Source organism: Allobosea sp. 10L422 (genome assembly GCF_056395345.1).
In genome coordinates this window covers 530,663-551,290 of the sequence record NZ_JBFTJI010000002.1, presented here as the reverse complement: position 1 = coordinate 551,290, position 20,628 = coordinate 530,663, and the positions used below count along the sequence as shown (strand labels likewise).

Genomic DNA, 20,628 nt, shown 5'->3' with positions numbered 1-20,628 from the left:
GCGGGAGTGAGCGGAAAGCTCAGAGGAAGTTCGTCAGCGACAGCTTCGAGAGCATCGAGGTCACCTGATAGCTTGCCTGCAGCTGCGTCTGCAGCGACAGGATCTGAGTCGCGACTTCCTCGGTCGAGACGTTTTCGATGCCCGACAGCGTCGTCGTCAGGTAGTCCTTGGTGCCCTGATGGCGCTCCTTGGCGCTGGCGAGCGCCGTCTGGGCGGAGCCGAGCTCGGTGATGATCTCGGCCGGCTTCTGGGTGCTGCCGCCGAAACCGAGCTTCTCGCTGACGCGCGACGTCATCGCCTCGTAGCGCGCCTGCGAATTGGCGTCGCCGGCCGGGAAGTTCTCGACCGCCATGATCGCGAACTGCGCGAGGCCGACGCGGAACGCCTCCTCGTTCGCCCGCGCGCCCGTCCCCACGATCTGGCCCTGGTCGATCTGGACCGTCGAGGTGCTGCGCGCCGGATCGGAGCCGTCATCGCCGCGATACCAGATCACCGTCGTCGCAGCGGCGCCCGCATTGGTCGGCGGTGCGGTAGCCGTGTCGAAGGGTGGTCCGGGAACGCGCTTCGGAGGATTGCTGAGGCTGCCCGCGAAGAAATCCTGGGCTGCGACCTGCGAGGACGCGGCCGAAAGCGTCGTCTTCGCCTCCTGACCGAGCGCCGCATTGATCGAGTTGCGCAGATTGGCCGCCGTGGCGTTGGGGTCGGCGCCGATCTCGAAGGAATCGGTGTCCGATCCGGTCGTTCCAGTGGCCCGGGCGGTGAGGACGATTTCCTCCTGCGTCCCGTCCGGCAGGTTGAGCTTGAGCCGAACCGTGTCGCCTGCCGCCGGCTGCGACGCGACATTGACGGAAACATCCGCCGGCGGCCCGGGATTGAACGTCGTCGCCAGCGCGGCCGAGCTGCCGGAAATTCCGGCGATCTTGAAGCCATAAGGATGAACGGTCGCCTCTTCGGCGATGGTCGCCGTCGTGCCGGCGCCCCCGGCCGTCAGCCGTCCCAGCCCGGAACCGAGATCGGCCTGCCGGCGTTCGTCGATCAGCTGCTTCAGTCCCGCCTTGCCGGCGCCGTCGCCATTGATGATCTCGTCGAAGCCGGCCGCGGGCTGGGTATCCGAGGTCTTCCCGGAGAAGAGATAGCGGCCATTGACCGCGATATTCAGCAGGTCGAGGGACTGCTTGAATTTTTCCTCCGCCAGAACCTGCGGCGAGGACCGGCCGCTGGCACTCGGCACATAGCTGTTGGAGCGCGTGTCGTTGCGCGTCTCGCTGGTGAGCTTCGCGAAGTTCTCGACCGACGTCGTCTGCAGCTTCAGGTTCACATTACTGAGGTCGATGCCGCTCAGCCAGGAATCAAGCGTTGAGATCTTGGCGTTGAGATCGAGGCTGACGCGCCGGTCGATGCCGAGATCGCCATAGCTGGTGCTGCGCTGCTTGGTATCGAGCTGACGCTGGAGATCGTCGAACTGCGCGCGGGTCGAAACGAATTCGTTGGGCTTGGCCGCGCGATAGGCACCGGTTCCATAGGCGGTGATGGTCATGGTGGGCTCACACTCTCAGCAGCACGTCCATCATCTCCTTGACGGTGGAGATGATGCGAGCATTGGCGGCATAGGCGTTCTGAAGCTCGATCAGCATCGACATTTCCTGGTCGACATTGACCTGCGCGGTTTCCTGGAAGCGGCTCTGGATCGAGGCGAGCGCGACCTGCTGGCCTTCGTCGAGACGCTTGGCGGCTTCGACCGCCTGTCCTTGGGAAGAGACCACGCGCTGGACGAAGTTGCCGATCGTCGTGTTCGAGGTCGCGCTGTTGCCGTCGAGGCCGACGGCGTTGGTGAAGGAGCGCTGGCTCTGCGTCAGCCGGTCCAGCATCAGCTTCGGACGGGTGACGTCGCCCTGCGCCGTGGCGGGCGAGGTGTTGTACACCGCGAGCAGCGAGCGATCCGCGACCAGCGCCGGATTGACCGTGATCCGCGCGGCGTAGCCGACGCTCTGCGACCCACCGTCATAGGAACCGGTGAAGGGGACGCCCGCCGAGCCATCGACGAAGAAGGGCAATTCCGGGGTACCGCCGGCCGCGGACAACGCCGTGTTGGTCGGCCGCGACGTCAGGCCGATCACGTCGCGCGTCCCGGCAGCGCCGTCGTCGACGATGCTCAGCACCGAGCCCGTGTTGGAGACCGTGAAGCCCGGGCCGACGGCCGCCTGGATCTGCGCCGCGACGGAAGCCGGGCCGCCGGAGAAATCGATGCCGATCACGCGGTTATTGGCATCGCCGCTTGCCGAGGCCGGCAAAGGCAGCGAGGCGGCGGAATCGACGCGGACGAAAGTGAAGCGCTGGGTCTGGCCGCCCGGCGTCACCTTGTAGTCGAGCGTCATCGTATTGCCGGACTGCAGCCCGGCCGTGTCGACCTCGAAGCCGGAGGCCGCGCCCGCCGTCACGGGAGTGCCCGCGATCTCGCGGTCCGAGAGCGCCTTCGACATCTGCGCAGCGATTTCGTCGAGCTGGGCCTGCGCCTGCACCAGCGTCTTGTCGCGCAGCTCGATGTTGGCGGCGATCTCGCCCGAGCGGAAGACGCGGTTCGCGATGGCGTCCGAGACGTTCCCGGACGAATCCTTCATCGTGATGGTGCCGACGCCCCGCTTCGCCGGGTCGGCGTTCCACTGATCGTCGGGGCCGAGCCCGCTATGCTCGTCGAAGCCGAAGGTGACGGAGGGCCGGCCGTCGAAGAGCTGCGTGCCCGATCCGGTGACGACCGAGACCGAGCCCCGCGAATCCTCGCTCGTCTTGATGTCGACATACTGCGAGAGCTCGGACAGGATCAGGTCGCGCTGATCCCTCAGGGTCGCCGTCGAACTGTCGTTCGGCGCCGCCACGATGCGGGAATTGACCTTGGTCAGCGCACCCAGCAGGTCGTTGACCTTGGTGACGGCGTTGGCGATGCTGTTTTCGGACTGAGCGCGCAGAGCCTGCACGCCATTCGAGAGCGTGTTGAGCTGCCGGGCCAGCTGCGTCGCATTGTCGATGACCTGCGAGCGCAGGCTGTACGAGGACGGGTCGTTCTGCAGCGACTGCAGAGCGCCGGTGAATTTGCTGAAGATCGTGTCGAGTGCGGTCGCGCTGCCCGGCGCACCATAGAGCTTGTCGAGGTTCGAAAGCGCGCTCGCCCGCGTCGAGGTATAGGCGGCGCCGGAGGTCTCCTGCCAGAGCTGGTGCTGGACGATCTTGTCGAGCAGCCGCTGGACCTGCGAACTCTGTACGCCGATCGTCAGCCCGGAAAGGCTGTCGGCAGTCGAGACCTGCCGCCGGACATAGCCCGTCGTCCCCGCATTGGCGACGTTCTGCGAAACGACGCCGATGCCGAGTTGCGTGGCGTTGAGCCCGCCGATCGCCGTGTTGAGGGAAGTACTCAGACCCATCGCCAACTCCTGTCGCTAGCACCGGCCCTTCTGGGCCGCACACATTCGCGCCGCTCAGCGGATGATGTTGAACACGGAGGTCAGCATCTCCTGCGCGGTGGTGATGACCTTGGTGTTGGCCGAGTAGGCCTGCTGGGTGACGATCATCTTCGAGAATTCGTCGGCGATGTCCGTGTTCGACTGCTCGACCGAGCCGCCGACCAACTGCGAGGTGCCCAGCCCGATGATCGGCGGGCCGGATTCGATCGTCTCCTCGAAGGCGCCGCCGTCGAGCCGCTTCAGCGAATTGTCGGCGTTGAAGCGCGCCACCGAGAGCTGGGCGAGCGCGACGACCTGACCGTTGCTGAAGGTGCCGATCACCTGCCCCTCGGCCGAGACCGAGACGCGATCCAGCGTGCCGGCCGTGTAGCCGTCCTGGCGGATGCTGCGCGCATCGATCTGGCCGCTGACGTCGCCGTTCTGGGTCAAGCCGTTGCCGCCGGTGGTGAGGTTGATGCCAGTGACCGTCGTCCCGCCGATCGTCATCGTCGGCAGCGCGATATTGCCGCCAGCAGGGTTCGTCATCTGCCCGGTGGCATCGAAGGTGATCGAGCTGTTGACATTGCGATAGGCGACGGCGCCGCCGGTCGCACCGGTGTTCTCGGCGACGAACAGGTTCCAGGTGTCGGTCGTCGGCGGCGGGCCGGCCGATGCGTTGGTCGTCTTGGCCCAGCGCAGCTCCACGCTGGTCGCCTTGCCGAGCGTATCGTAGACCGTCACCGACCCGCCCGGGATCGACTGGCTCAGGAAGCTCGTCATGTCGCTGCCGACGACCACGCCGGTGCCGCCCTGGGTGGTCGAGAGCGGATTGGAAGCAAAGCCCGTCGAGCTCAGCAGCTCCGAGCCCGCAACCGCGCTGTCGGCATTGTTCGTCTTCGGATAGGCCGGGATGTTGGCGCGATACTCGATAGAGGTCGTCGCCTTGGCCGGGAACTGCTCCTTGGTGATGCGCAATACGTCGGGCTGGGTGCCGATAAGCTGGCCCGTCACCTGGTCGATCTTCAGGCCCTTGAGATAGTAGCCGGCGCCGTTGACGAGATAGCCGTTCGCGTCGAAGTCGAAATCGCCGCGGCGGGTATAGAGGTTCTTGTTGGCGAACTGCGTGTTGGCGCCGACGCCGCTCGAACGCTGATCGACCACGAAGAAGCCGTCGCCGTTGATGGCGACGTTGGTGTCGATGCGGGTCGGATTGAGGTCGCCCTGAATCGAATTGGTCGATTGGCTGTAGGCGGCGACAGAGCCGGCGATCTGCCGGTTGAGCGCCGCATCCGGCACCAGATCGGCGAAGGTGGTATCGACGCGCTTGTAGCCGGCCGTCCGCGAATTCGCGATGTTTCCGGAGATGTTCTCGAGCGCATAGGACTGCGCCGTCATACCCGAAACCGCTGTCGTCAGCGCACTGAAAACACCCATGGAACCCTCACCTCGACCGGCGCCCCCCAAGGGCTGCCCACAACTCGAGGTTTGATCTGCATGGCGCATGCCATACGGGTGTTCGTTTTATTTCAGAGGGTTACATCGTTTACGAAGGGTTTTCCGGCAGTCCTGACCGGGCAGATTCGCCTGCGGCCGGCAGAATCTGCCGGGCTCAGCTCCCGGAGGCCTTGTCCGCGCGCCAGGAAGCCAGATCGCCAGCCACCTCCGCAAGAGTGGGCGGCTTCGCCTCGACGAAAGGCAGCGGCCGGCAGACCTCCAGCGCCGCAAGACCGATGCGGGCCGTCAGCATGCCGTTGATCACGCCCTCGCCGAGCTTGGCCGAGAGCCGGGCCGCGAGCCCCTGTCCCACCAGCTGCTGAATCACCGCATCGCCCGCCGCGATGCCGCCGGTCAGGACGAGATGGTTCATCACCTGCCGCGCCAGCCGGAGCAGGCCCAGCGTGCCGGGCCGCCCCGCATAGATGCCGGCGATCGAACGCAGCAAGCGGGCGCAGGCGACCAGCACGAAGACGACATCGACCAGCGCGCGCGGGCTGACCGCAGTGACCAGCGACACCCGCCGCGCCGCCTGCGCGATCTGCGCTTGTGCAATCGCGTCGAGCGGCACGAGCAGGCTGCGCTCTGCCACCGTCAGCATGTCGCGCGCCGCGTAGAGCTGCGGCAGCGCCTCCTGCAGCGCCGCACGGCCTTGCGCCGTCTGCGCCCGGCTCTTGTAAAGGCCGACGAGTTCCTCCGCGATCGCCCTGCCTTCATCCGGCGTTCCGCCTGCGAGCGCCAGCGTCGCGCGCTCGCGCAAGGCCTCGACCTTCCGTTCGCGCAGGATGTCGCGCAGCACCCGCGCCAGCATGACGAGCAGCGCCAGCGCGGCAACGGCGGCGCAGACCAGCGCCGCATAGCCGAGCATCGGATTCTGGCTCATCAGCGCGGAGATCGTGTTCTCGACCCAGACGCCGGCCGCCAGTGCCAGGAACCCGGAAAGCCCCGCGACGAACAGCGAACCCCAGGAGAAGCCGCGCCGGGCTGCCGGGGCGGCGGCCGGGGCAATGGCGTCGATCGGCTCGCTCTCGGGCAGGATCGCGACATCGCCGCGCCGAATGGTGCTCTCGCCGACGATCTCCTCCTGCCCCGGTTGGTCGAGGCGAACCGCTCGCGGTGCCTTGGTCATGGCCGGAATCTGCTCATGACAGCCTCCTCATGCCAGCCTGTCGCCGATGAGGAATTCCAGCGCACGGTCGAGGCGGATCTGCGGCGGCGGCTTCGAACGCCCGCCCGCATCCGGCTCGACCAGCGGCGGCCGGAAGCGCGGCGCCCTCACCAGCCAATGCGCCTTCGGGTCGAAGATCGCCTCAGGCCGCTCCGGCAGCTCGCCCGGGAAGATCGCCGCTTCCGCTATGCCATCGAAGATCTGCCCGTCGATCTCCTCGCCTGCCTCCGGCACGCCGGCGATGGCCGGGAATTCCTCGCGCCCCTGCTTGATTCTGACTTCATGCGTCGCGCGCACCGCCGCGAGCGCCATCGACTCCACCTTTGCCCCGGCCCCCTGCGCCCGCGAAGCCGCCCGCCCGACGAGATGCGACATCACCGCCGCCAGCCGGTCATGGCTGCTATGGTGGATATGGTCGGCCTTGGTGGCGGCGAAGAGCACACGCTCGATGCGCGGCGCGAACAGGCTCGAAAGCCAGGAATTGCGGCCGACCGAGAAGGCGGCGAGCGCCTGCCCCAGCGCGGTCTCGAGATCGGCCAGTGCCGGAGCCCCGGCATCGAGCGCAGCCAGCACGTCGACCAGCACGATCTGCCGGTCGAGCCGTGCGAAATGATCGCGGAAGAACGGGGTGACGACGACGCGCTTATAGGCTTCGAAACGCTCGGCCATCAGCGCGGCGAGCGTGCCCGGCCTGGGCTCGCGATCATGGCCGAGATCGAGCGGCGCGAAGGTCAGCGCCGGCGAGCCTTCAAGGTCGCCCGGCATCAGGAAGCGCCCCGGTGGGGTCACCGCCACCGCCTCGGGATCGGCCCGCAGACGCGCCAGATAGTCCTTGAACAGGTCGCTGGCCGCCTCGGCCACGAGCTCGTCCGGTGCCCCGTCCGGATCGCGCGCCGGCAGATCCGCGAGCCAGGCCTCGGCGGAAGCGCGCCGATGGGCCTTGCGGGCATCGGCCACCGCCTGCGCCGACCAGGTCTTGTAGTCCTGCCCGATCAAGGCGAGGTCGAGCAGCCATTCGCCGGGATAGTCGACGATGTCGAGCGTCAACGTCGCCGGCCCCTTGAACCAGCCAGCCGCGCGCTCGTAATCGATCTCGACCCGGAGTTCCGCGATGCGCTTCGTCGAGTCCGGCCAGCGCCTGTCGGCCCCGGTCATCGCAGCGCGATGCGCCTCGTAAGGGAAGCGCGGCACCTCGGGGTCGGGCTGCGGCACCAGGCGCACGCGGGCGATCCGCCCTTCGGACGCCGCCTTCAGCACCGGCAGCCTCGCCCCTTCCATCAAATTCTGGATCAGAGCCGTCGTGAAAACCGTCTTGCCGGAGCGCGCCAGCCCGGTGACGCCGATCCGCAGACGCGGGCGCGCCAGCCCGAGGAGGCTGTCGCCGAAAGCCAGGGCAGCGCTGCGGGCGCTGTCGAGATAGGAAGTGTCGCTCACGACGACGCCGGCATCACTCGTCCGGTCCCTCACCCAGCGAGCCGGGGGTGACGAAGCGGTCGAGCCTTCCGCCCCGCTCGGCCACATCGCGCCAGTCGTCGACGGCGAAGTCGAGCACGGCAAGGCCGCAGGTCGGGTATTTCTGGTTCATCCGCGCCGCCGCATAGCGGTCGCCATGGCCGGTCAGCAGATGCGCCAGCTCCTCGAAGCCGGGATTGTGTCCGATCATCAGCAAGGTGCGGACGTCGCCCTCGATATCCTGCACCACGTCGAGGAGGCGCCCGACCTTGGCTTCGTAGATCCGCGGCTCGTACTGTGTTGCGGGCTTTTCAGGCAGCATCGGCGCCACCAGCTCCCAAGTCTCCACAGTGCGCTTGGCCGGCGAAATCAGCACCAGATCCGGCAGCAGCAGCTCATCGGCGAGGTAGCGCCCCATAACGGGCGCAGCTTCCCGGCCGCGCGTGGCCAGCGGTCGGTCCCGGTCGGCCACACCGGCGGGCCAGTGGGACTTGGCGTGGCGCAGAAGCATGAGGCGTCTCATCGGAAGAACGTAGCGATGACGCCGATGATTTGCGAGGGCTCAATCGCCCTCGGCTTCCTCTCCGGCCTCATAGCGCAGCAGATCGCCGGGCTGGCACTGCAGCACGGCACAGATCCGCGACAGCGTATCGAAGCGCATGCCGCGCACCTTGCCCGATTTCAGCTGCGAGACCTGCTGCTCGGTCAGGCCGATTCGCTGTGCGAGCTCCTTCGAGCGCATCTTGCGACGCGCCAGCATGACATCAAGTTCGACGACGATGGGCATGGCGTCGGCTTACACGAAACTTTGATTCTCGTCCGACAGCCGGATCGCTTCCCGCAGCACGTGGCCGAAGGCGATCAACGTGGCGCCGGCAGCCAGTGCCGCGAAGATGCCGGGATCGAGCATGATCGCGATCTGCCTATGGCCCGCGGGGTTGTCGAAGGTCAGCGCCATGCTTTGCACCGCGCGCACGATCGGCGTCGCGGCGCCGAAGCCAGCAAGAAGCCAGCCGACGCGCAGCAGGCCCGAGGCGTTCTCCTCGACGAGAACCCTGCCCTCTCCGAACGCCCGAAACAGGCCCCCCAGCCGCAGCATCGCCAGAATGAAAAGCCCCGCCGGGATCCAGGCGAGAGCGAACGCTGCCCAGTAGCCTCTCGCCGAAGGGGCGACAGGGGCATTGTCGATCCCGATCCCGATCCCGATCGGGCTCCGGGCATGGCGAGCGAGCGCTTCCGCATCGGTCCACAGCCAGATGAGGCCGAAGAGCATGAGCAATCCTGCGGCATAGCTGAAGGCGCGTGCCCATCGGCTGACGCTGCGCAGGCGGCTGGCCGCCTCCCGCGAAAACGCGCTCGCAGAAAGGGGTGGAGCTGGCATGACTATTCCCTTGGTTGACAAAATTAATCTAATAGCTTCATTTTTTAATGTCAAAGCCAATATCTGAAGAGCCCTCATGCGTATCCCCCCACCCGCCTGCCTCGTCCTTGCCGGCCTGCTCGCCGCCTGCGGCCATGTCCCGCTGACCTCGCTGCCCAAGCTGTCGAAGATCGATATCCGGACGACGCAGCTCGCCGATCTGCGGGCCGGCATCAGTCTGCCCGCCGACATCCGCCCTCTCCCGGGCGGCGTCACCATGACGATTGTCGCCCTGCCCAAGGATGGCGGCCGCCACGAGCGCAAGGTCGTGCTGGAGGAGGTGCGCGACGCAAGCGAGCTCGCCAAGCTGCCTGTCCTGGCGGCGCCCGGTCGCCGCTTCACCGTGTTCAGGCTGAGCGACGGCGATGCCGCGCGCGTCAGCGCGTTCCGGGAGGAGATGTTCGTCGGGCCGCAGAACAGCGGCAATCGCGGCAGCCTTGTCATGGCGGCCGAAAAGGCCTGCCGGCTCGGCGACCTCTCGGGCAAGCCGATCCCGATGACGAGCTATCTCAAGACGTCGGAGACGCAGGATTATGTGCTGCTGACCCGCGATGTCGATCTGGGCGAGGCCGTCCGTTCCGTCGACCCCAAGCTCGATCTGGCGACGGCGATCCCGCCCTGCGACGCGGTCAGCGGCCTCAGCGGCTCTCGCGCCGCGCCATGAAGGCGAGCTTCTCGAACAGCGAGACGTCCTGCTCGTTCTTGAGGAGCGCTCCGTGCAGCGGCGGGATCAGCTTGCGCGGATCGCGCTCGCGCAGCACCTCCGGCCCGATATCCTCGGCGACGAGCAGCTTGAGCCAGTCGAGCAGCTCCGAGGTCGAGGGCTTCTTCTTGATGCCGGGCACCTCGCGCACCTCGAAGAACAGCCGCAGCGCCTCCTCCATCAACCGCTTCTTGATGCCGGGGAAATGCACCTCGACGATCGCCTGCATCGTCTCGGCATCGGGGAAGCGGATGTAGTGGAAGAAGCAGCGCCGCAGGAAGGCGTCCGGCAACTCCTTCTCGTTRTTGGAGGTGATGATCATCACCGGSCGCTGCGCSGCCTTGATCCTCTCGCCCGTCTCGTAGACGTGGAACTCCATGCGATCGAGCTCGAGCAGCAGGTCGTTCGGGAATTCGATATCGGCCTTGTCGATCTCGTCGATCAGCAGCACGGGCCGGACCGGCGAGGCAAAGGCCTCCCAGAGCTTGCCGCGCTTGATGTAGTTGGCGATGTCCGAGACCCTGCTGTCGCCGAGCTGGCTGTCGCGCAGGCGGCTGACCGCATCGTATTCGTAGAGGCCCTGCTGCGCCTTGGTCGTCGACTTGATGTGCCAGGTGATGAGCGGTGCGCCGAGCGCCGCCGCCACCTCCTCCGCCAGCACCGTCTTGCCGGTTCCCGGCTCGCCCTTCACCAGCAGCGGGCGCTCCAGCCGGATCGCTGCATTCACCGCGACGGTGAGATCCTCGGTCGCGACGTAATTCTCGGTGCCGGCAAAGCGCATGGACAGTCCTTCTGATCGAGCCGCGGACGCTAGCGCATCCCGGCCGATAGCGGAAACCGCTATTCTTTTGGCGATATCGGCCCATTTGCCTAAAGGCTCGACAGGTAAGGCAAATTTCTCTCGGCCACCGCGATTCCAAGGTTGTGTTGCGCCGCCGCGAAACGCAAGAATTGCCGGACCATTTCTGCTCGTTCGAATCGCAGGGTCACCCTTTGGCCGGAACCGTCGATCCCTCCGTCTATAAGGACGCCGTCGTCGTGCTCGCGACGGCGGGCGTGATCGTGCCGCTCGCCAAGAGCCTCCGGGTCAACTCGATCATCGCCTTCGTCGCCTGCGGCGCGTTGCTCGGCCCCTATGGGCTGGGCGGCCTCGCGGCCAAGCTTCCGCTGCTGAGCAAGGTCACAGTCTCGAACGCGGAGGCGCTGGCCGGCCCGGCCGAGCTCGGCGTCGCCTTCCTGCTCTTCGTCATCGGGCTGGAGCTTTCCTTCGAGCGCCTGATGACGATGAGGCGCCTCGTCTTCGGGCTCGGCCTCGGCCAGGTCGGCCTCAGCGCGGCGGTCATCGGCCTCGTCGCCTATGCGTTCGGCCAGCCTGCCGCCGCGGCCCTCATCATCGGCTTCGGCCTCGCCCTCTCCTCGACAGCGATGGTCGTCGAGTTGCTCGCCGCCAAGAGGCGGATGACGACCTCGGCCGGCCGCACCAGCTTCGCGATCCTGCTCTGCCAGGACCTCGCGGTCATCCCGCTGCTTTTCTTGATCAGCGTGCTCGACGCGCAGAACGGCTCAGGCTCGTTGCTTGTGGGCTTGGCGCAGGCCTTCGTCCAGGCCTTCGCCGCCATCGCCACCATCATCGTCATCGGCCGGCTGGCGCTGCGCCCGCTTTTCCGCCTCGTCGCCTCGACCGAGTCGACCGAGAGCTTCATGGCAGCGACGCTGTTGACCGCGCTCGGCACCGGGTTGATCGCTGCGGCGGCCGGCCTCTCGATGGGGCTCGGCGCCTTCATCGCCGGTCTTCTGCTCGCCGAGACGGAGTTCCGCCGCGCCATCGAAGTCACGATCGACCCGTTCAAATCGCTGCTGATCGGCGTCTTCTTCCTCACCGTCGGCATGAGCGTGAACCCGGCCGAGATCGCGGCCAATCCCGGCGCCATCCTGGCGATTGCCGCCGGCCTCGTGCTGGCCAAGGCCGCAATCATCTTCCTCCTCGCCCGCCGCTTCCGGCTGTCGGCGGCGACGGCGCTCGAGACCGCGATCATGGTCGCGCCGGGCGGTGAATTCGCCTTCGTCCTGCTCAATGCGGCGACCGGCACGGGGCTCATCGACCATCGGGCAACCAGCATAGCGCTCGCCGCCGTGTCGCTGACCATGATCGCGCTGCCGCTGCTTGCCCGGATGGCCCGCCATCTCGCGCAGAAGCTGGCCCCTCCCGTCATCCTGCCCGACGAGGCGACGGTGCTGCCTCCCACCGACCATGCGCCGCGCGCGATCGTCGTCGGCGGCGGACGCGTCGGCCGGCTCGTCGCCTCGATGCTCGATGAGCACGGCAAGTCCCACATCGTCGTCGATTCGGACGCCGCGCTGATCACCGCGCAACGCCGCGCCGGCCGGCCCGCCTTCTATGGCGATGCAAGCAAGCCGGAATTCCTGCGCCTCTGCGGCCTGGAGGAAGCGACGGCCCTGATCGTGACGATCGACAATGCGCGCGCCGTCGACGCCATCGTGCAGGCCGCCCGCATGCTGAGTCCCGACATCGTCATCGTCGCCCGGGCTCGCGATGCGACCCACGCCCGCCATCTCTACGAGATCGGCGTGAACGATGCCGTGCCTGAGACGATCGAGGCGAGCCTGCAATTGTCTGAAGCGGCGCTGGTCGGTCTTGGCGTGCCGATGGGCCTCGTCATCGCCTCGGTCCACGAGCGGCGTGACGGGTTCCGTGCCCAGCTCAAGCCGGCAGGCGCCGCGAAAGCCCCCGCCGTTCCGCGCCACGCCCGCTCGCGAAGGCTGTGAAGTTGGCAGCGCCCGCCTCGCGCGGCAGATAGCCGGCCTGCTGCGCCACGCGCCTGATATGGCCGTAGAACTGCGCCGCGCTGTTCGCCCAGCTGTATCGGGCGGCCAGCTCGAGGCAGGTCTCGTGCGGCACCCTGAGCGCCTGCATCGCAGCGCTTCGCAGATCTTCGTCGAGCACGGCCGCGCCGCTGCCGGCGAAGACGTCGCGCGGCCCCTGAACCGGGAAGGCGGCGACCGGCAAGCCGCTCGCCGCCGCTTCCAGCAGCACGATGCCGAAGGTGTCGGTCAGGCTCGGGAAGACGAAGACGTCCGACGAGGCGTAGATCGCCGCCAGCTCCTCGCCTTCCTTCACGCCGAGAAAATGCACGTCGGGATAGGCGCGCTGGAGATCGCCCCGCGCCGGCCCATCGCCGACCACGACCTTGCTGCCCGGCAGCCGCAACGACAGGAAGGCGTCGAGATTCTTCTCAACCGCCACCCGCCCGACGCTGAGAAAGATCGGCCGCGGCAGATCGAGCACGCTCTGCGGGCGCGGATGAAACAGGCCGAGGTCGACACCGCGCCCCCAGCGCACCAGATTCTGGAAGCCGTGCAGGCGCAGTTCGTCCTCCACCGTCGCCGTCGAGACCATCACCGCGGCAGCAGGATCATGAAAGCGGCGCAGCAGCCGGTAGCTCCAGCTCTCCGGAATCGGCCAGCGGGCGGCGATGTATTGCGGGAAGCGCGTATGATAGCTGGTCGTGAACGGGCGCTTCTGGGCAAGGCAGACCGCCCGCGTCAGCCAGCCGATCGGCCCTTCCGTCGCGATATGGATATGGTCGGGCCCGAATTCGGCGACCCGCGCCGCGAGCGCCCGCCGCGTTGCCAGCGCCAGCCGAATGTCGGGATAGCTCGGCAGGCCGATCTGGTGGAACCCCTCCGGCGTCAGGGCCTGCGCGGTCACGCCGAAATCCGGCGCCGCCGCGATCATCCGCTCCAGCGAGCGCACGACCCCGTTGATCTGCGGGCGCCAAGCGTCGGTCGCGACGAGGACGCGCATCAGCGCGCTTTCCGCTCGGCCGTTTCCGGCTGAACGCCAAGAATGCGCGCCAGCTCGAAAGGCTGGAGCTTGCTCCGGGCGGCCTCGGCGAGCTCCGGCACGCCGACAGGGCGGGTCGGCACGACGACCGGCACTGCCGTTTCGCCCTTCAGACGGCCTTGCGGCCAGCGGATCAGCTCGAAATGTCCGTCATGATGCTCGACGAAGGCCGTGCAGCTTTCGACCCAGTCGCCGGTGTTGATGTAGGTCAGCCCCTCGATCTCGCGATAGGCGGCGTGATGGATATGGCCGCAGATCACGCCATCGGCATTGTGGCGGCGCGCTTCGCTGGCGAGGCAGGTCTCGAACTCGCCGATATAGTTCACGGCGTTCTTGACCTTGTGCTTGGCCCAGGCCGAGAGCGACCAATGCGGCAGGCGCAGGACGCGCCGAACCTTGTTGATCACCATGTTGAGGCCGAGCGCGACCGTATAGGCCCAGTCGCCGAGCAGGGCGAGCCATTTGGCGTTGCGCACCACGAGGTCGAACAGGTCGCCATGGATGACGAGCAGTCGCTTGCCGTCCGCAGTTTCATGGACGATCTCGTCGACGAGGGTGATGCCACCGAACTGCAGCCCGGTGAAATCGCGCAGGAAATCGTCGTGATTGCCGGTGACGTAGATCAGCTTCGAGCCCTTGCGCACCTTGCGCAGCAGCTTCTGGACCACATCGTTATGCGCCTGCGGAAAGTACCAGCCGCTCTTCAGCCGCCAGCCGTCGATGATATCGCCGACGAGATAGATGGTCGGCGCATCGTAGGCGCGCAGGAACTCCAGGACGAGATCGGCCTGCGCTCCGCGCGTCCCCAGATGCAGATCCGAGATGAAGATGCTGCGAACCTGCTTCGCGTCGTCCTCGTCGGCCATTCCGGAGAGCCCCCGCTGTTGCGATGCTCCGGGCGTGTGTCTGATTTGCGTTGCGCTTTGATGACGGCGCGTCCAATCCATGGTCAGGCTTGCCGACCAGCGGCCGCGTGACGGCAGCCTGCCGAGCTTACGGAGGAATCTGATGGATCTTGGAATTTCGGGCCGCACGGCCATCGTCTGCGCCTCCAGCAAGGGGCTCGGCCGCGGCTGCGCCGAAGCTCTCGCCGACGCCGGCTGCACGGTCGTGATCAACGGCCGCGACGCAGCAACCCTGGAAGCGACCGCGAGCGAGATCCGTGCCAGGACTGGTGCGACGGTCATCGCCGTTGTCGCCGACGTCTCGACCAAGGCCGGCCAGGATGCCCTGCTGGCAGCCGCTCCCAACCCCGACATCCTCGTCAACAACAATGGCGGCCCGCCGCCGAAGCCCTTCCGCCAGGTGACGCGCGAGGGCCTGCTCGAAGGCGTCGTGCAGAACATGGCGACGCCGCTGGAGCTGGTTCAGCGCGTCATCGACGGCATGATCGAGCGGCGCTTCGGCCGCATCGTCAACATCACCTCGGCGAGCGTCGTCACGCCTCTGACCGGTCTCGACGTCTCCTCCGCCGCCCGCGCCGGCCTCACCGCCTTTCTCTCCGGCGTCGCGCGCGAGGTCGCGCATGCCAATGTCACCATCAACAACATCCTGCCGGGCGTTTTCGACACCGACCGGATCAAGACCGCGACCAACAAGGTCGCCGAGATGCAGGGCATCAGCATCGAGGAAGCCACCAAGAGACGCCTTGCCGCGGTCCCGGCCGGGCGCCTGGGCACGCCGGACGAGTTCGGCAAGCTCTGCGCCTTTCTCGCCAGTACCAACGCCGGCTACATCACAGGCCAGAATTTCCTGATCGACGGCGGCGCCTTCCGCGGCACGTTCTGAGCCGCACCGCCGGGCTCCGTCATGCTCGGGCTTGACCCGGGCATCTCGTGACACGAAGTCTCTTGCACCTCTTCCGGCGAGAGGTTCTCGGGTCGAAGCTTCGCTTCGCCCCGAGAATGACGCCTGTCCCGTTCGGACTCCGGACCGAAGCGTCGTGCGCCAAGCACCGGGCCGGGCTGCAGAGTTCACGCTTCGCTTCCCGGCTTCGACATGGTCTAAGGAGGAACGGTTTCGACCGAAACTGTTCCTGCCCTCCCGCCGCGCGCTCCGTTGTCTCCTTTTCTCGGCATCACCCTCAAGCTGATCTCGGCGCTGGCGTTCACGCTGATGTCTGCCGGCATCAAGTCGATCTCGACGCGTTATCCGACGGGCGAGATCGTCTTCATCCGCTCCTTCTTCGCGATGATTCCGCTGCTCATCTGGCTCGCCTGGCGATCCGAGCTGCCGGCGGCGCTGAAGACCGGCAATCTGCGCGGCCATCTCAAGCGCGGCATCATGGGCTCCACCGGCATGTTCTGCGGCTTCGCGGCCCTGCAGTTCCTGCCCCTCTCCGAGGCGGTCGCCATCGGCTATGCCGCGCCGCTCGCCGTGGTCGTGCTCGCCGCGCTCGTGCTCAAGGAAAAGGTGCGCATCTATCGCTGGACGGCGGTGACGATCGGCTTCGTCGGCGTCGTCATCATGCTCTCGCCGCATCTCGGCGCCGGCAGCCACCCGGTCGGCGGCAATGCTGCGATCGGCGCCGCGCTCGGCCTCGCCGGCGCCTTCTGCTCGGCCTTTGCCTCGGTAGAGGTCCGGCTCCTCACGCAGACCGAGCGCACGGGCGCCATCGTCTTCTACTTCATGCTGCTGACCAGCCTGCTCGGCCTCTCCACCATCCTGCTCGGCTGGAACCTGCCCGATCTCAAGGACGCGGCCATGATGGTCCTCATCGGCATCCTCGGCGGGCTCGGCCAGATCCTGATCGTGCAGGCCTATCGCTACGGCGACGCCTCGCTGATCGCGCCCTTCGAATACTCGACCATGCTCTGGGCGGTGGCGATCGGCTGGTTCTGGTTCGGCGAATGGCCGGCGATGGCGATCGTGATCGGCGCCTTCATCGTCATCAGTTCCGGCATCTATGTGATCCTGCGCGAGCGTCAGCTCGGCCTCGCCCGACGCGAGCAGCGCGAGGTCGGCCCCAGCCGCATCACCTGAGCGTCGAACGCTGCCTCCATCCCCCGCAATCCGGCCCGAAGGCAGTCTTCGGCATTGTTCGCTTGTTCAAACGATCGTCCGCCGTTACAAACGGCCTCACAGTCGAAAGGGGCCGAATTCATGGGAATCGAGACGAAAGAGCGCGGCGGGCGGGAGCTTGAATCCGGGGCTCAGGTGATCTCGGGCCAGCTCGGCAAAACGATCCAGCGCCTGCGCAAGGCCTATAACTTCTCGCTCTCGGACCTCGCCGAGCAGTCCGGCGTCGCCAAGTCGATCATCAGCCAGATCGAGCGCAACGAGACCAACCCGACGCTCGCGACGATCTGGCGGCTGTCGCAGGCGCTCGACATCTCGATCGAACGCGTCCTCTCCAGCGGGGAGGAAGAGCCCTTCATCGAGAAGACCACCCGCGCCGACACGCCCATCCTCGTTTCCGAGGATGGCAAGCTCCGTCTCGCCATTGTCGGCTGGATCAAGACCGTCGAATGGCTGCAATGGTACGAGGTCACTGCCGAGCCCGGCGGCGAGCTCGATTCGGAGGGCCACCAGCGCGGCTCGATCGAGTCGCTCTCGGTGACGTCAGGCGAATTCGAGGTCGAGGTCGGCGACATCGTCCAGCGCGCCAAGGCCGGCGAAACCTTGCGCTATCGCTGCGACCGCCGCCACGTCGTCCGCTGCGTCGGCAACGAGCCGGGCAATGCCCTGATGGTCTGCATCCTCAAGGCTGCGGTGATGGAGTAGCACGCGGCGGCCTGAGCAGGCCGTGGCTGGCCATCGGCCCCCTTGCGCAGAAACGCCGGTGAATGACGTGACCGGTGAACGGTTTCCTCGGCGTTCCCACAAGCTGTAATTAACTTATCTGCCCCAGATTGCCCGGGCTGGGGAGCTGGGAGCGTTCGATCATGACTGAAACCGAACGCAGGTGCTGCTGACGGCGATACCGATGGATCTTGCAACCCTCTGGTATCTGACGACCGGCACGCTGCTCGTCGCCGCCGCGATGACCCTTTGGGAGCGCAAGGCGCATGCGCAGCGCTCGCGCGAACTCGGGCTTTGGGCCGCGGCCTATGCCGTGTTCGCCGCTGGCGGCATCCTGGCGATGAACCGCAACGCCCTTCCCGGCGTATCCGGCCCTGCCCTGACCAATATCGTGATGATGTTCGGCTACCTGCTGGTGCTCCAGGGAATCCTGGCGCTCGATGGCCGGAAACTGCATCCCGTCTTCATCGCCAGCCTGCTAGCGGCCGTCGGCGCTGCCTGGTTCGCCGCCGGGACTGGCGCGGCAGCCTTGCTCTGGAACCATGTCAGTGCATTTCCCATCGCAGTCGTCTGCGCGGTCAACGCGCTCGCACTGCTTCGTAGCCGGACTGCCAGAAGACTGCGCTCTCGCCCGATCGTAATCGCGGTCTTCGCCGGCCACAGCCTGTTCTATCTCGGCCGCACCTTCGTCGTTCCGGTCCAGGCGGCGATCCATGGCGACAATATCCTGGCCACCGTCGCGGCGGTCACGATGTATGAGGCCGTGCTCTTTGCCGTGGCGATGTCGATGTCGCTGCTGGCGCTCGTGCGCGAAGAGGATCGCGCGCGCCTTCTCGCGACGACCCGCACCGACTTCCTCACAGGGCTCAACAACCGCCAGGGTTTCTTCGAACTCGCGCCCAGAAGCCTCAGCCGTCACGACACGGGCGCCGCGCACTCCCTGCTTGCCATCGATCTCGACCACTTCAAAGCCATCAACGACCGCTACGGGCACGAGGCGGGCGACCGCGTTCTGAGACTCTTCGCCAGCACCGCCAAAGACATCGCCGGACCCGAGGCGATCAGCGCACGCCTCGGCGGCGAGGAATTCGCGATCCTGCTGCCGAACAGGAACGGCGAGGAGGCGCGCGTGATCGCGCAGGGCATCGCACAGCGGTTCGCCGAAAAAGCGGCGCAGAGCGATGGACTGGGAATTCCTGCGACGGTCAGCATCGGCCTTGCCGAGGCCAAGGCGCAGCAGGCCGATCTGGTCGCGTTGCTCGCCGCCGCCGACCACGCGCTCTACCGGGCCAAGACGCAGGGCCGCAACCGCATCGAGAGCGCCAAGCCCGGGCAGGCCGCCAAAGCCGCCTAGGGTCTCGCCCTCGCTATGAGCGCTCCGCCGCTTCCGCCATCAGGTAGGCGAGCAGCCGGCTCCCGTCCCACAGAGCTGCGCTCCATCCCCACCGCCGAGCCGCGTCGACATTTGCCTGCTTGTCGTCGATGAAGAACACCTCGTCGGCCCGGAAGCCGCTCCCTGCTTCGACTGCCGCAAAGAACCGGGCATCCGGCTTGGCCGCGCCGAGCGCCACCGCATAATGCATCCCGTCGAAACGGTCTCTCAGCGCGAGCTCCCCCCAGATGTGCCGCGCCCGCTCATGCTCCTGCACCGTGGCGAGGTGAAGCTCCACCCCGCCAGCCCTGATCGGTTTCAGCTGCTCCAGCAGCCGGATCGCCGCTACTTCGTCTGCGGTCGCGGCGGGCCTTCGACCGCCGGCAGCGACTTCAGGTACTCCGCCATCGCCATGCGGTCGGCGTCGGGAAGCTGCGCCATGTTGCGCACCACCGCGCCCATCGAGCCGCCGACGCTGTCGAAGCTCGGGGTGAAGCCGGTCTTGAGCAGCTCCGCGATCTCCTCCTTCGACCACTTCGCCAGCCCGTTCTCGGACTGGGTGATGTTCGGCACCCAGCCCTTGCCCTCCGGGTCCGGACCGCCGGCGAAGCGGGTCGCCGGCACGATCGCGCCGAGCACATTGCGGGCCGAATGGCATTCGGCGCAGTGGCCGGGACCATTGACGAGATAGGCGCCGCGATTCCAGGCCTCGCTCTTCGACGGATCGGGCCGGAAGGGCGCGCCTTCGAAGAATAGCAGCTTCCAGCCGCCGACCATGCGGCGGATGTTGAAGGGGAACGGCAGCTCATGCGGCGGCGCCCTGCCCTCCACCGGAGCCAGCGTGCGGATATAGGCGAAGAGATCGGCCAGCGCCCTCGGCGGAATCAGCCGATAAGACGTGTAGGGAAAAGCCGGGTAGAGATGCTGGCCGCGCGGCGAGACGCCCACCGCCATCGCATCGACGAAGTCCTGCACGCCCCAGTTTCCAATGCCGTCGCGCGTATGCGGCGAGATATTGGGCGCATGGAAAGTGCCGAAGGGGGAGGTCAGCGCCAATCCGCCGCCGAGCTTCAGCTTGTTGTCCTGGCCGGGCGTGGCATGGCAGGAGGCGCAGCCGCCCGCCGAAAACAGCAGTTTGCCGTTCTCGATATCCGCGGCCGGCAGCGCGCCGATCTCCGGCGAAGGCGAGACCACGCGCGGGTCGGTGAGGACGTAGAAGCCGGCGAAAGCGAGCGCCGCCAGCACGACGAGGGTGACGAATAGGCGGCGCAGCATCAGCATCGGCATCTCCAAGGCGCAATCAGCAGGGCGGTTCGGTCGGCCCGGGCGGCCGCCAGCTTCGAACCGCGACAGTTGTAACGTGGCGCAAGCGCGACGGCTGCCGCAAGCCGGGAAACGAGGTCATGAAAAAGCGGGCGGCCAATTTTGGCGCCCGCTTCCGGCTCTCCGCACGGGCAGAGGCCTCACTTCTTGATGCGATAGGCCTCGTGGCAGGCGCCGCAATTCTTGGTCGCCGCGCCGAAGGCGGTGAGGAAGCCGTCGAGGCTGGCCACATTCGCGCCGGCTGCGGCATCGCTCTCGAACTTCACGAAGGCCGCCTTGAAGCCGGCCTGGTCCTCCCAGATCTTCGGCGAAGCAGTGGTCTCGCCGCCGGTCTTGGAACTGTCGGGGAAGAGGGTCGGCACCTTCTTCGCGGTGTCGGCATAGGTCTTGAAGACGGCCTGCGCCTTGGTGGCGTCAAAGGGGGCTTCGCCCTTGGCCATGGCTGCGCCTTCGCGCGTGGCAGCGCCGAGCGCCTTCATCGCCTGCTGGCGCTCCGCGATGGGATTTGATTGCGCCAGGACGGCGGTGATGCCAAGCCCAAGGCCGGCGAGCACAAAAGCGGTGCGGATCATTCAGTTTCCCTTTGAGACGAGCCAGGGCCGAGTGGCGCGGCTTAGAACGCGTCCAAATCAAACGATGATCACAACACATCCAAA

General features: G+C 66.9%; 20 protein-coding genes. 6 read left to right on the top strand and 14 right to left on the bottom strand.

The genetic code is table 11. The annotated features are described in order from the left end of the window. Window positions 1–19 precede the first annotated feature (19 nt). The 8 genes from AC1DEZ_RS06985 to AC1DEZ_RS06950 all read right to left on the bottom strand — a co-directional run bounded on the left by AC1DEZ_RS06985 (window position 20) and on the right by AC1DEZ_RS06950 (window position 8,929). Entirely contained in the window at window positions 20–1,537 is a 1,518-nt protein-coding gene (locus AC1DEZ_RS06985; RefSeq protein ID WP_476779171.1) for a flagellin, read from the bottom strand. A gap of 7 nt (window positions 1,538–1,544) precedes the next feature. Continuing rightward, a complete protein-coding gene (gene flgK / locus AC1DEZ_RS06980) occupies window positions 1,545–3,416 on the bottom strand; it encodes a flagellar hook-associated protein FlgK (RefSeq protein ID WP_476779170.1) in 1,872 nt (623 codons plus the stop codon). Window positions 3,417–3,470: 54 nt separating this feature from the next. After that, entirely contained in the window at window positions 3,471–4,868 is a 1,398-nt protein-coding gene (locus AC1DEZ_RS06975; RefSeq protein ID WP_441513724.1) for a flagellar hook protein FlgE, read from the bottom strand. 175 nt (window positions 4,869–5,043) lie between these two features. Further along, complete coding sequence (locus AC1DEZ_RS06970) at window positions 5,044–6,057, bottom strand: YcjF family protein (RefSeq protein WP_476779169.1); 1,014 nt, start codon at window positions 6,055–6,057, stop codon at window positions 5,044–5,046. Window positions 6,058–6,084: 27 nt separating this feature from the next. After that, entirely contained in the window at window positions 6,085–7,530 is a 1,446-nt protein-coding gene (locus tag AC1DEZ_RS06965; RefSeq protein WP_476779168.1) for a YcjX family GTP-binding protein, read from the bottom strand. A 13-nt stretch (window positions 7,531–7,543) separates the two neighbouring features. Further along, complete coding sequence (locus AC1DEZ_RS06960; protein WP_441513727.1) at window positions 7,544–8,059, bottom strand: SixA phosphatase family protein; 516 nt, start codon at window positions 8,057–8,059, stop codon at window positions 7,544–7,546. 51 nt (window positions 8,060–8,110) lie between these two features. Next, on the bottom strand, window positions 8,111–8,335 hold the full coding sequence (locus AC1DEZ_RS06955; RefSeq protein WP_476779167.1) for a helix-turn-helix domain-containing protein: 225 nt from the start codon (window positions 8,333–8,335) through the stop codon (window positions 8,111–8,113). Between the two features lie 9 nt (window positions 8,336–8,344). Then, window positions 8,345–8,929, bottom strand: coding sequence for a DUF2975 domain-containing protein (locus AC1DEZ_RS06950; RefSeq protein WP_476779166.1), 585 nt, complete (start codon window positions 8,927–8,929; stop codon window positions 8,345–8,347). Between the two features lie 76 nt (window positions 8,930–9,005). Between AC1DEZ_RS06950 and AC1DEZ_RS06945 the strand changes: the two genes are divergently transcribed. After that, complete coding sequence (locus tag AC1DEZ_RS06945) at window positions 9,006–9,632, top strand: hypothetical protein (protein ID WP_476779165.1); 627 nt, start codon at window positions 9,006–9,008, stop codon at window positions 9,630–9,632. Here AC1DEZ_RS06945 and AC1DEZ_RS06940 read toward each other — a convergent pair. Continuing rightward, window positions 9,607–10,452, bottom strand: coding sequence for an AAA family ATPase (locus AC1DEZ_RS06940; RefSeq protein WP_476779164.1), 846 nt, complete (start codon window positions 10,450–10,452; stop codon window positions 9,607–9,609). The genes AC1DEZ_RS06945 and AC1DEZ_RS06940 overlap by 26 nt on opposite strands. A 212-nt stretch (window positions 10,453–10,664) precedes the next feature. Between AC1DEZ_RS06940 and AC1DEZ_RS06935 the strand changes: the two genes are divergently transcribed. Further along, the gene (locus AC1DEZ_RS06935) at window positions 10,665–12,458 is read left to right on the top strand and encodes a cation:proton antiporter domain-containing protein (RefSeq protein ID WP_476779163.1); all 1,794 of its coding nucleotides are present in this window, start codon (window positions 10,665–10,667) and stop codon (window positions 12,456–12,458) included. Here the strand turns inward: AC1DEZ_RS06935 and AC1DEZ_RS06930 are convergent. Continuing rightward, window positions 12,394–13,497, bottom strand: coding sequence for a glycosyltransferase family 4 protein (locus tag AC1DEZ_RS06930; RefSeq protein ID WP_476779162.1), 1,104 nt, complete (start codon window positions 13,495–13,497; stop codon window positions 12,394–12,396). The two genes, AC1DEZ_RS06935 and AC1DEZ_RS06930, sit on opposite strands and share 65 nt — an antisense overlap. Next, on the bottom strand, window positions 13,497–14,402 hold the full coding sequence (locus AC1DEZ_RS06925; protein ID WP_441513734.1) for a UDP-2,3-diacylglucosamine diphosphatase: 906 nt from the start codon (window positions 14,400–14,402) through the stop codon (window positions 13,497–13,499). The genes AC1DEZ_RS06930 and AC1DEZ_RS06925 overlap by 1 nt, the downstream gene beginning before the upstream one ends. 142 nt (window positions 14,403–14,544) lie before the next feature. On the opposite strand from AC1DEZ_RS06925, the gene AC1DEZ_RS06920 reads away from it, so the two are divergent. The 4 genes from AC1DEZ_RS06920 (at window position 14,545) to AC1DEZ_RS06905 (ending at window position 18,631) form a co-directional block, all read left to right on the top strand. Beyond that, on the top strand, window positions 14,545–15,324 hold the full coding sequence (locus AC1DEZ_RS06920) for an SDR family oxidoreductase (RefSeq protein WP_441513735.1): 780 nt from the start codon (window positions 14,545–14,547) through the stop codon (window positions 15,322–15,324). 270 nt (window positions 15,325–15,594) lie between these two features. Next, window positions 15,595–16,518 (top strand): DMT family transporter, encoded by a 924-nt coding sequence (locus AC1DEZ_RS06915; protein ID WP_476779161.1) that lies wholly within the window; start codon window positions 15,595–15,597, stop codon window positions 16,516–16,518. Window positions 16,519–16,638: 120 nt separating this feature from the next. Next, window positions 16,639–17,259: a helix-turn-helix domain-containing protein gene (locus AC1DEZ_RS06910; RefSeq protein ID WP_441513737.1), complete on the top strand. Its 621-nt coding sequence runs from the start codon at window positions 16,639–16,641 to the stop codon at window positions 17,257–17,259. Window positions 17,260–17,461: 202 nt separating this feature from the next. Beyond that, on the top strand, window positions 17,462–18,631 hold the full coding sequence (locus AC1DEZ_RS06905; RefSeq protein WP_476779160.1) for a GGDEF domain-containing protein: 1,170 nt from the start codon (window positions 17,462–17,464) through the stop codon (window positions 18,629–18,631). Between the two features lie 13 nt (window positions 18,632–18,644). On the opposite strand, the gene AC1DEZ_RS06900 is transcribed toward AC1DEZ_RS06905, so the two are convergent. From AC1DEZ_RS06900 to AC1DEZ_RS06890, 3 genes are all read right to left on the bottom strand, one after another. Beyond that, a complete protein-coding gene (locus AC1DEZ_RS06900; RefSeq protein ID WP_476779356.1) occupies window positions 18,645–18,971 on the bottom strand; it encodes an HAD-IA family hydrolase in 327 nt (108 codons plus the stop codon). Window positions 18,972–18,994: 23 nt separating this feature from the next. Further along, window positions 18,995–19,924, bottom strand: a complete 930-nt coding sequence (locus AC1DEZ_RS06895; protein WP_476779355.1) for a c-type cytochrome — start codon at window positions 19,922–19,924, stop codon at window positions 18,995–18,997. Between the two features lie 188 nt (window positions 19,925–20,112). Then, the gene (locus AC1DEZ_RS06890) at window positions 20,113–20,544 is read right to left on the bottom strand and encodes a c-type cytochrome (RefSeq protein ID WP_476779159.1); all 432 of its coding nucleotides are present in this window, start codon (window positions 20,542–20,544) and stop codon (window positions 20,113–20,115) included. Window positions 20,545–20,628 lie beyond the last annotated feature (84 nt).

Bases quoted from the DNA above. Each gene is read 5' to 3' on its own strand.
- flgK (WP_476779170.1), bottom strand. From the start codon at position 3,416: ATGGGTCTGAGTACTTCCCTCAACACGGCGATCGGCGGGCTCAACGCC.
- AC1DEZ_RS06910 (WP_441513737.1), top strand. From the start codon at position 16,639: ATGGGAATCGAGACGAAAGAGCGCGGCGGGCGGGAGCTTGAATCCGGG.
- AC1DEZ_RS06890 (WP_476779159.1), bottom strand. From the start codon at position 20,544: ATGATCCGCACCGCTTTTGTGCTCGCCGGCCTTGGGCTTGGCATCACC.
- AC1DEZ_RS06975 (WP_441513724.1), bottom strand. From the start codon at position 4,868: ATGGGTGTTTTCAGTGCGCTGACGACAGCGGTTTCGGGTATGACGGCG.
- AC1DEZ_RS06985 (WP_476779171.1), bottom strand. From the start codon at position 1,537: ATGACCATCACCGCCTATGGAACCGGTGCCTATCGCGCGGCCAAGCCC.
- AC1DEZ_RS06920 (WP_441513735.1), top strand. From the start codon at position 14,545: ATGGATCTTGGAATTTCGGGCCGCACGGCCATCGTCTGCGCCTCCAGC.
- AC1DEZ_RS06905 (WP_476779160.1), top strand. From the start codon at position 17,462: ATGGATCTTGCAACCCTCTGGTATCTGACGACCGGCACGCTGCTCGTC.
- AC1DEZ_RS06930 (WP_476779162.1), bottom strand. From the start codon at position 13,497: ATGCGCGTCCTCGTCGCGACCGACGCTTGGCGCCCGCAGATCAACGGG.
- AC1DEZ_RS06950 (WP_476779166.1), bottom strand. From the start codon at position 8,929: ATGCCAGCTCCACCCCTTTCTGCGAGCGCGTTTTCGCGGGAGGCGGCC.
- AC1DEZ_RS06925 (WP_441513734.1), bottom strand. From the start codon at position 14,402: ATGGCCGACGAGGACGACGCGAAGCAGGTTCGCAGCATCTTCATCTCG.
- AC1DEZ_RS06960 (WP_441513727.1), bottom strand. From the start codon at position 8,059: ATGCTTCTGCGCCACGCCAAGTCCCACTGGCCCGCCGGTGTGGCCGAC.
- AC1DEZ_RS06955 (WP_476779167.1), bottom strand. From the start codon at position 8,335: ATGCCCATCGTCGTCGAACTTGATGTCATGCTGGCGCGTCGCAAGATG.
- AC1DEZ_RS06945 (WP_476779165.1), top strand. From the start codon at position 9,006: ATGCGTATCCCCCCACCCGCCTGCCTCGTCCTTGCCGGCCTGCTCGCC.
- AC1DEZ_RS06970 (WP_476779169.1), bottom strand. From the start codon at position 6,057: ATGACCAAGGCACCGCGAGCGGTTCGCCTCGACCAACCGGGGCAGGAG.
- AC1DEZ_RS06895 (WP_476779355.1), bottom strand. From the start codon at position 19,924: ATGCTGCGCCGCCTATTCGTCACCCTCGTCGTGCTGGCGGCGCTCGCT.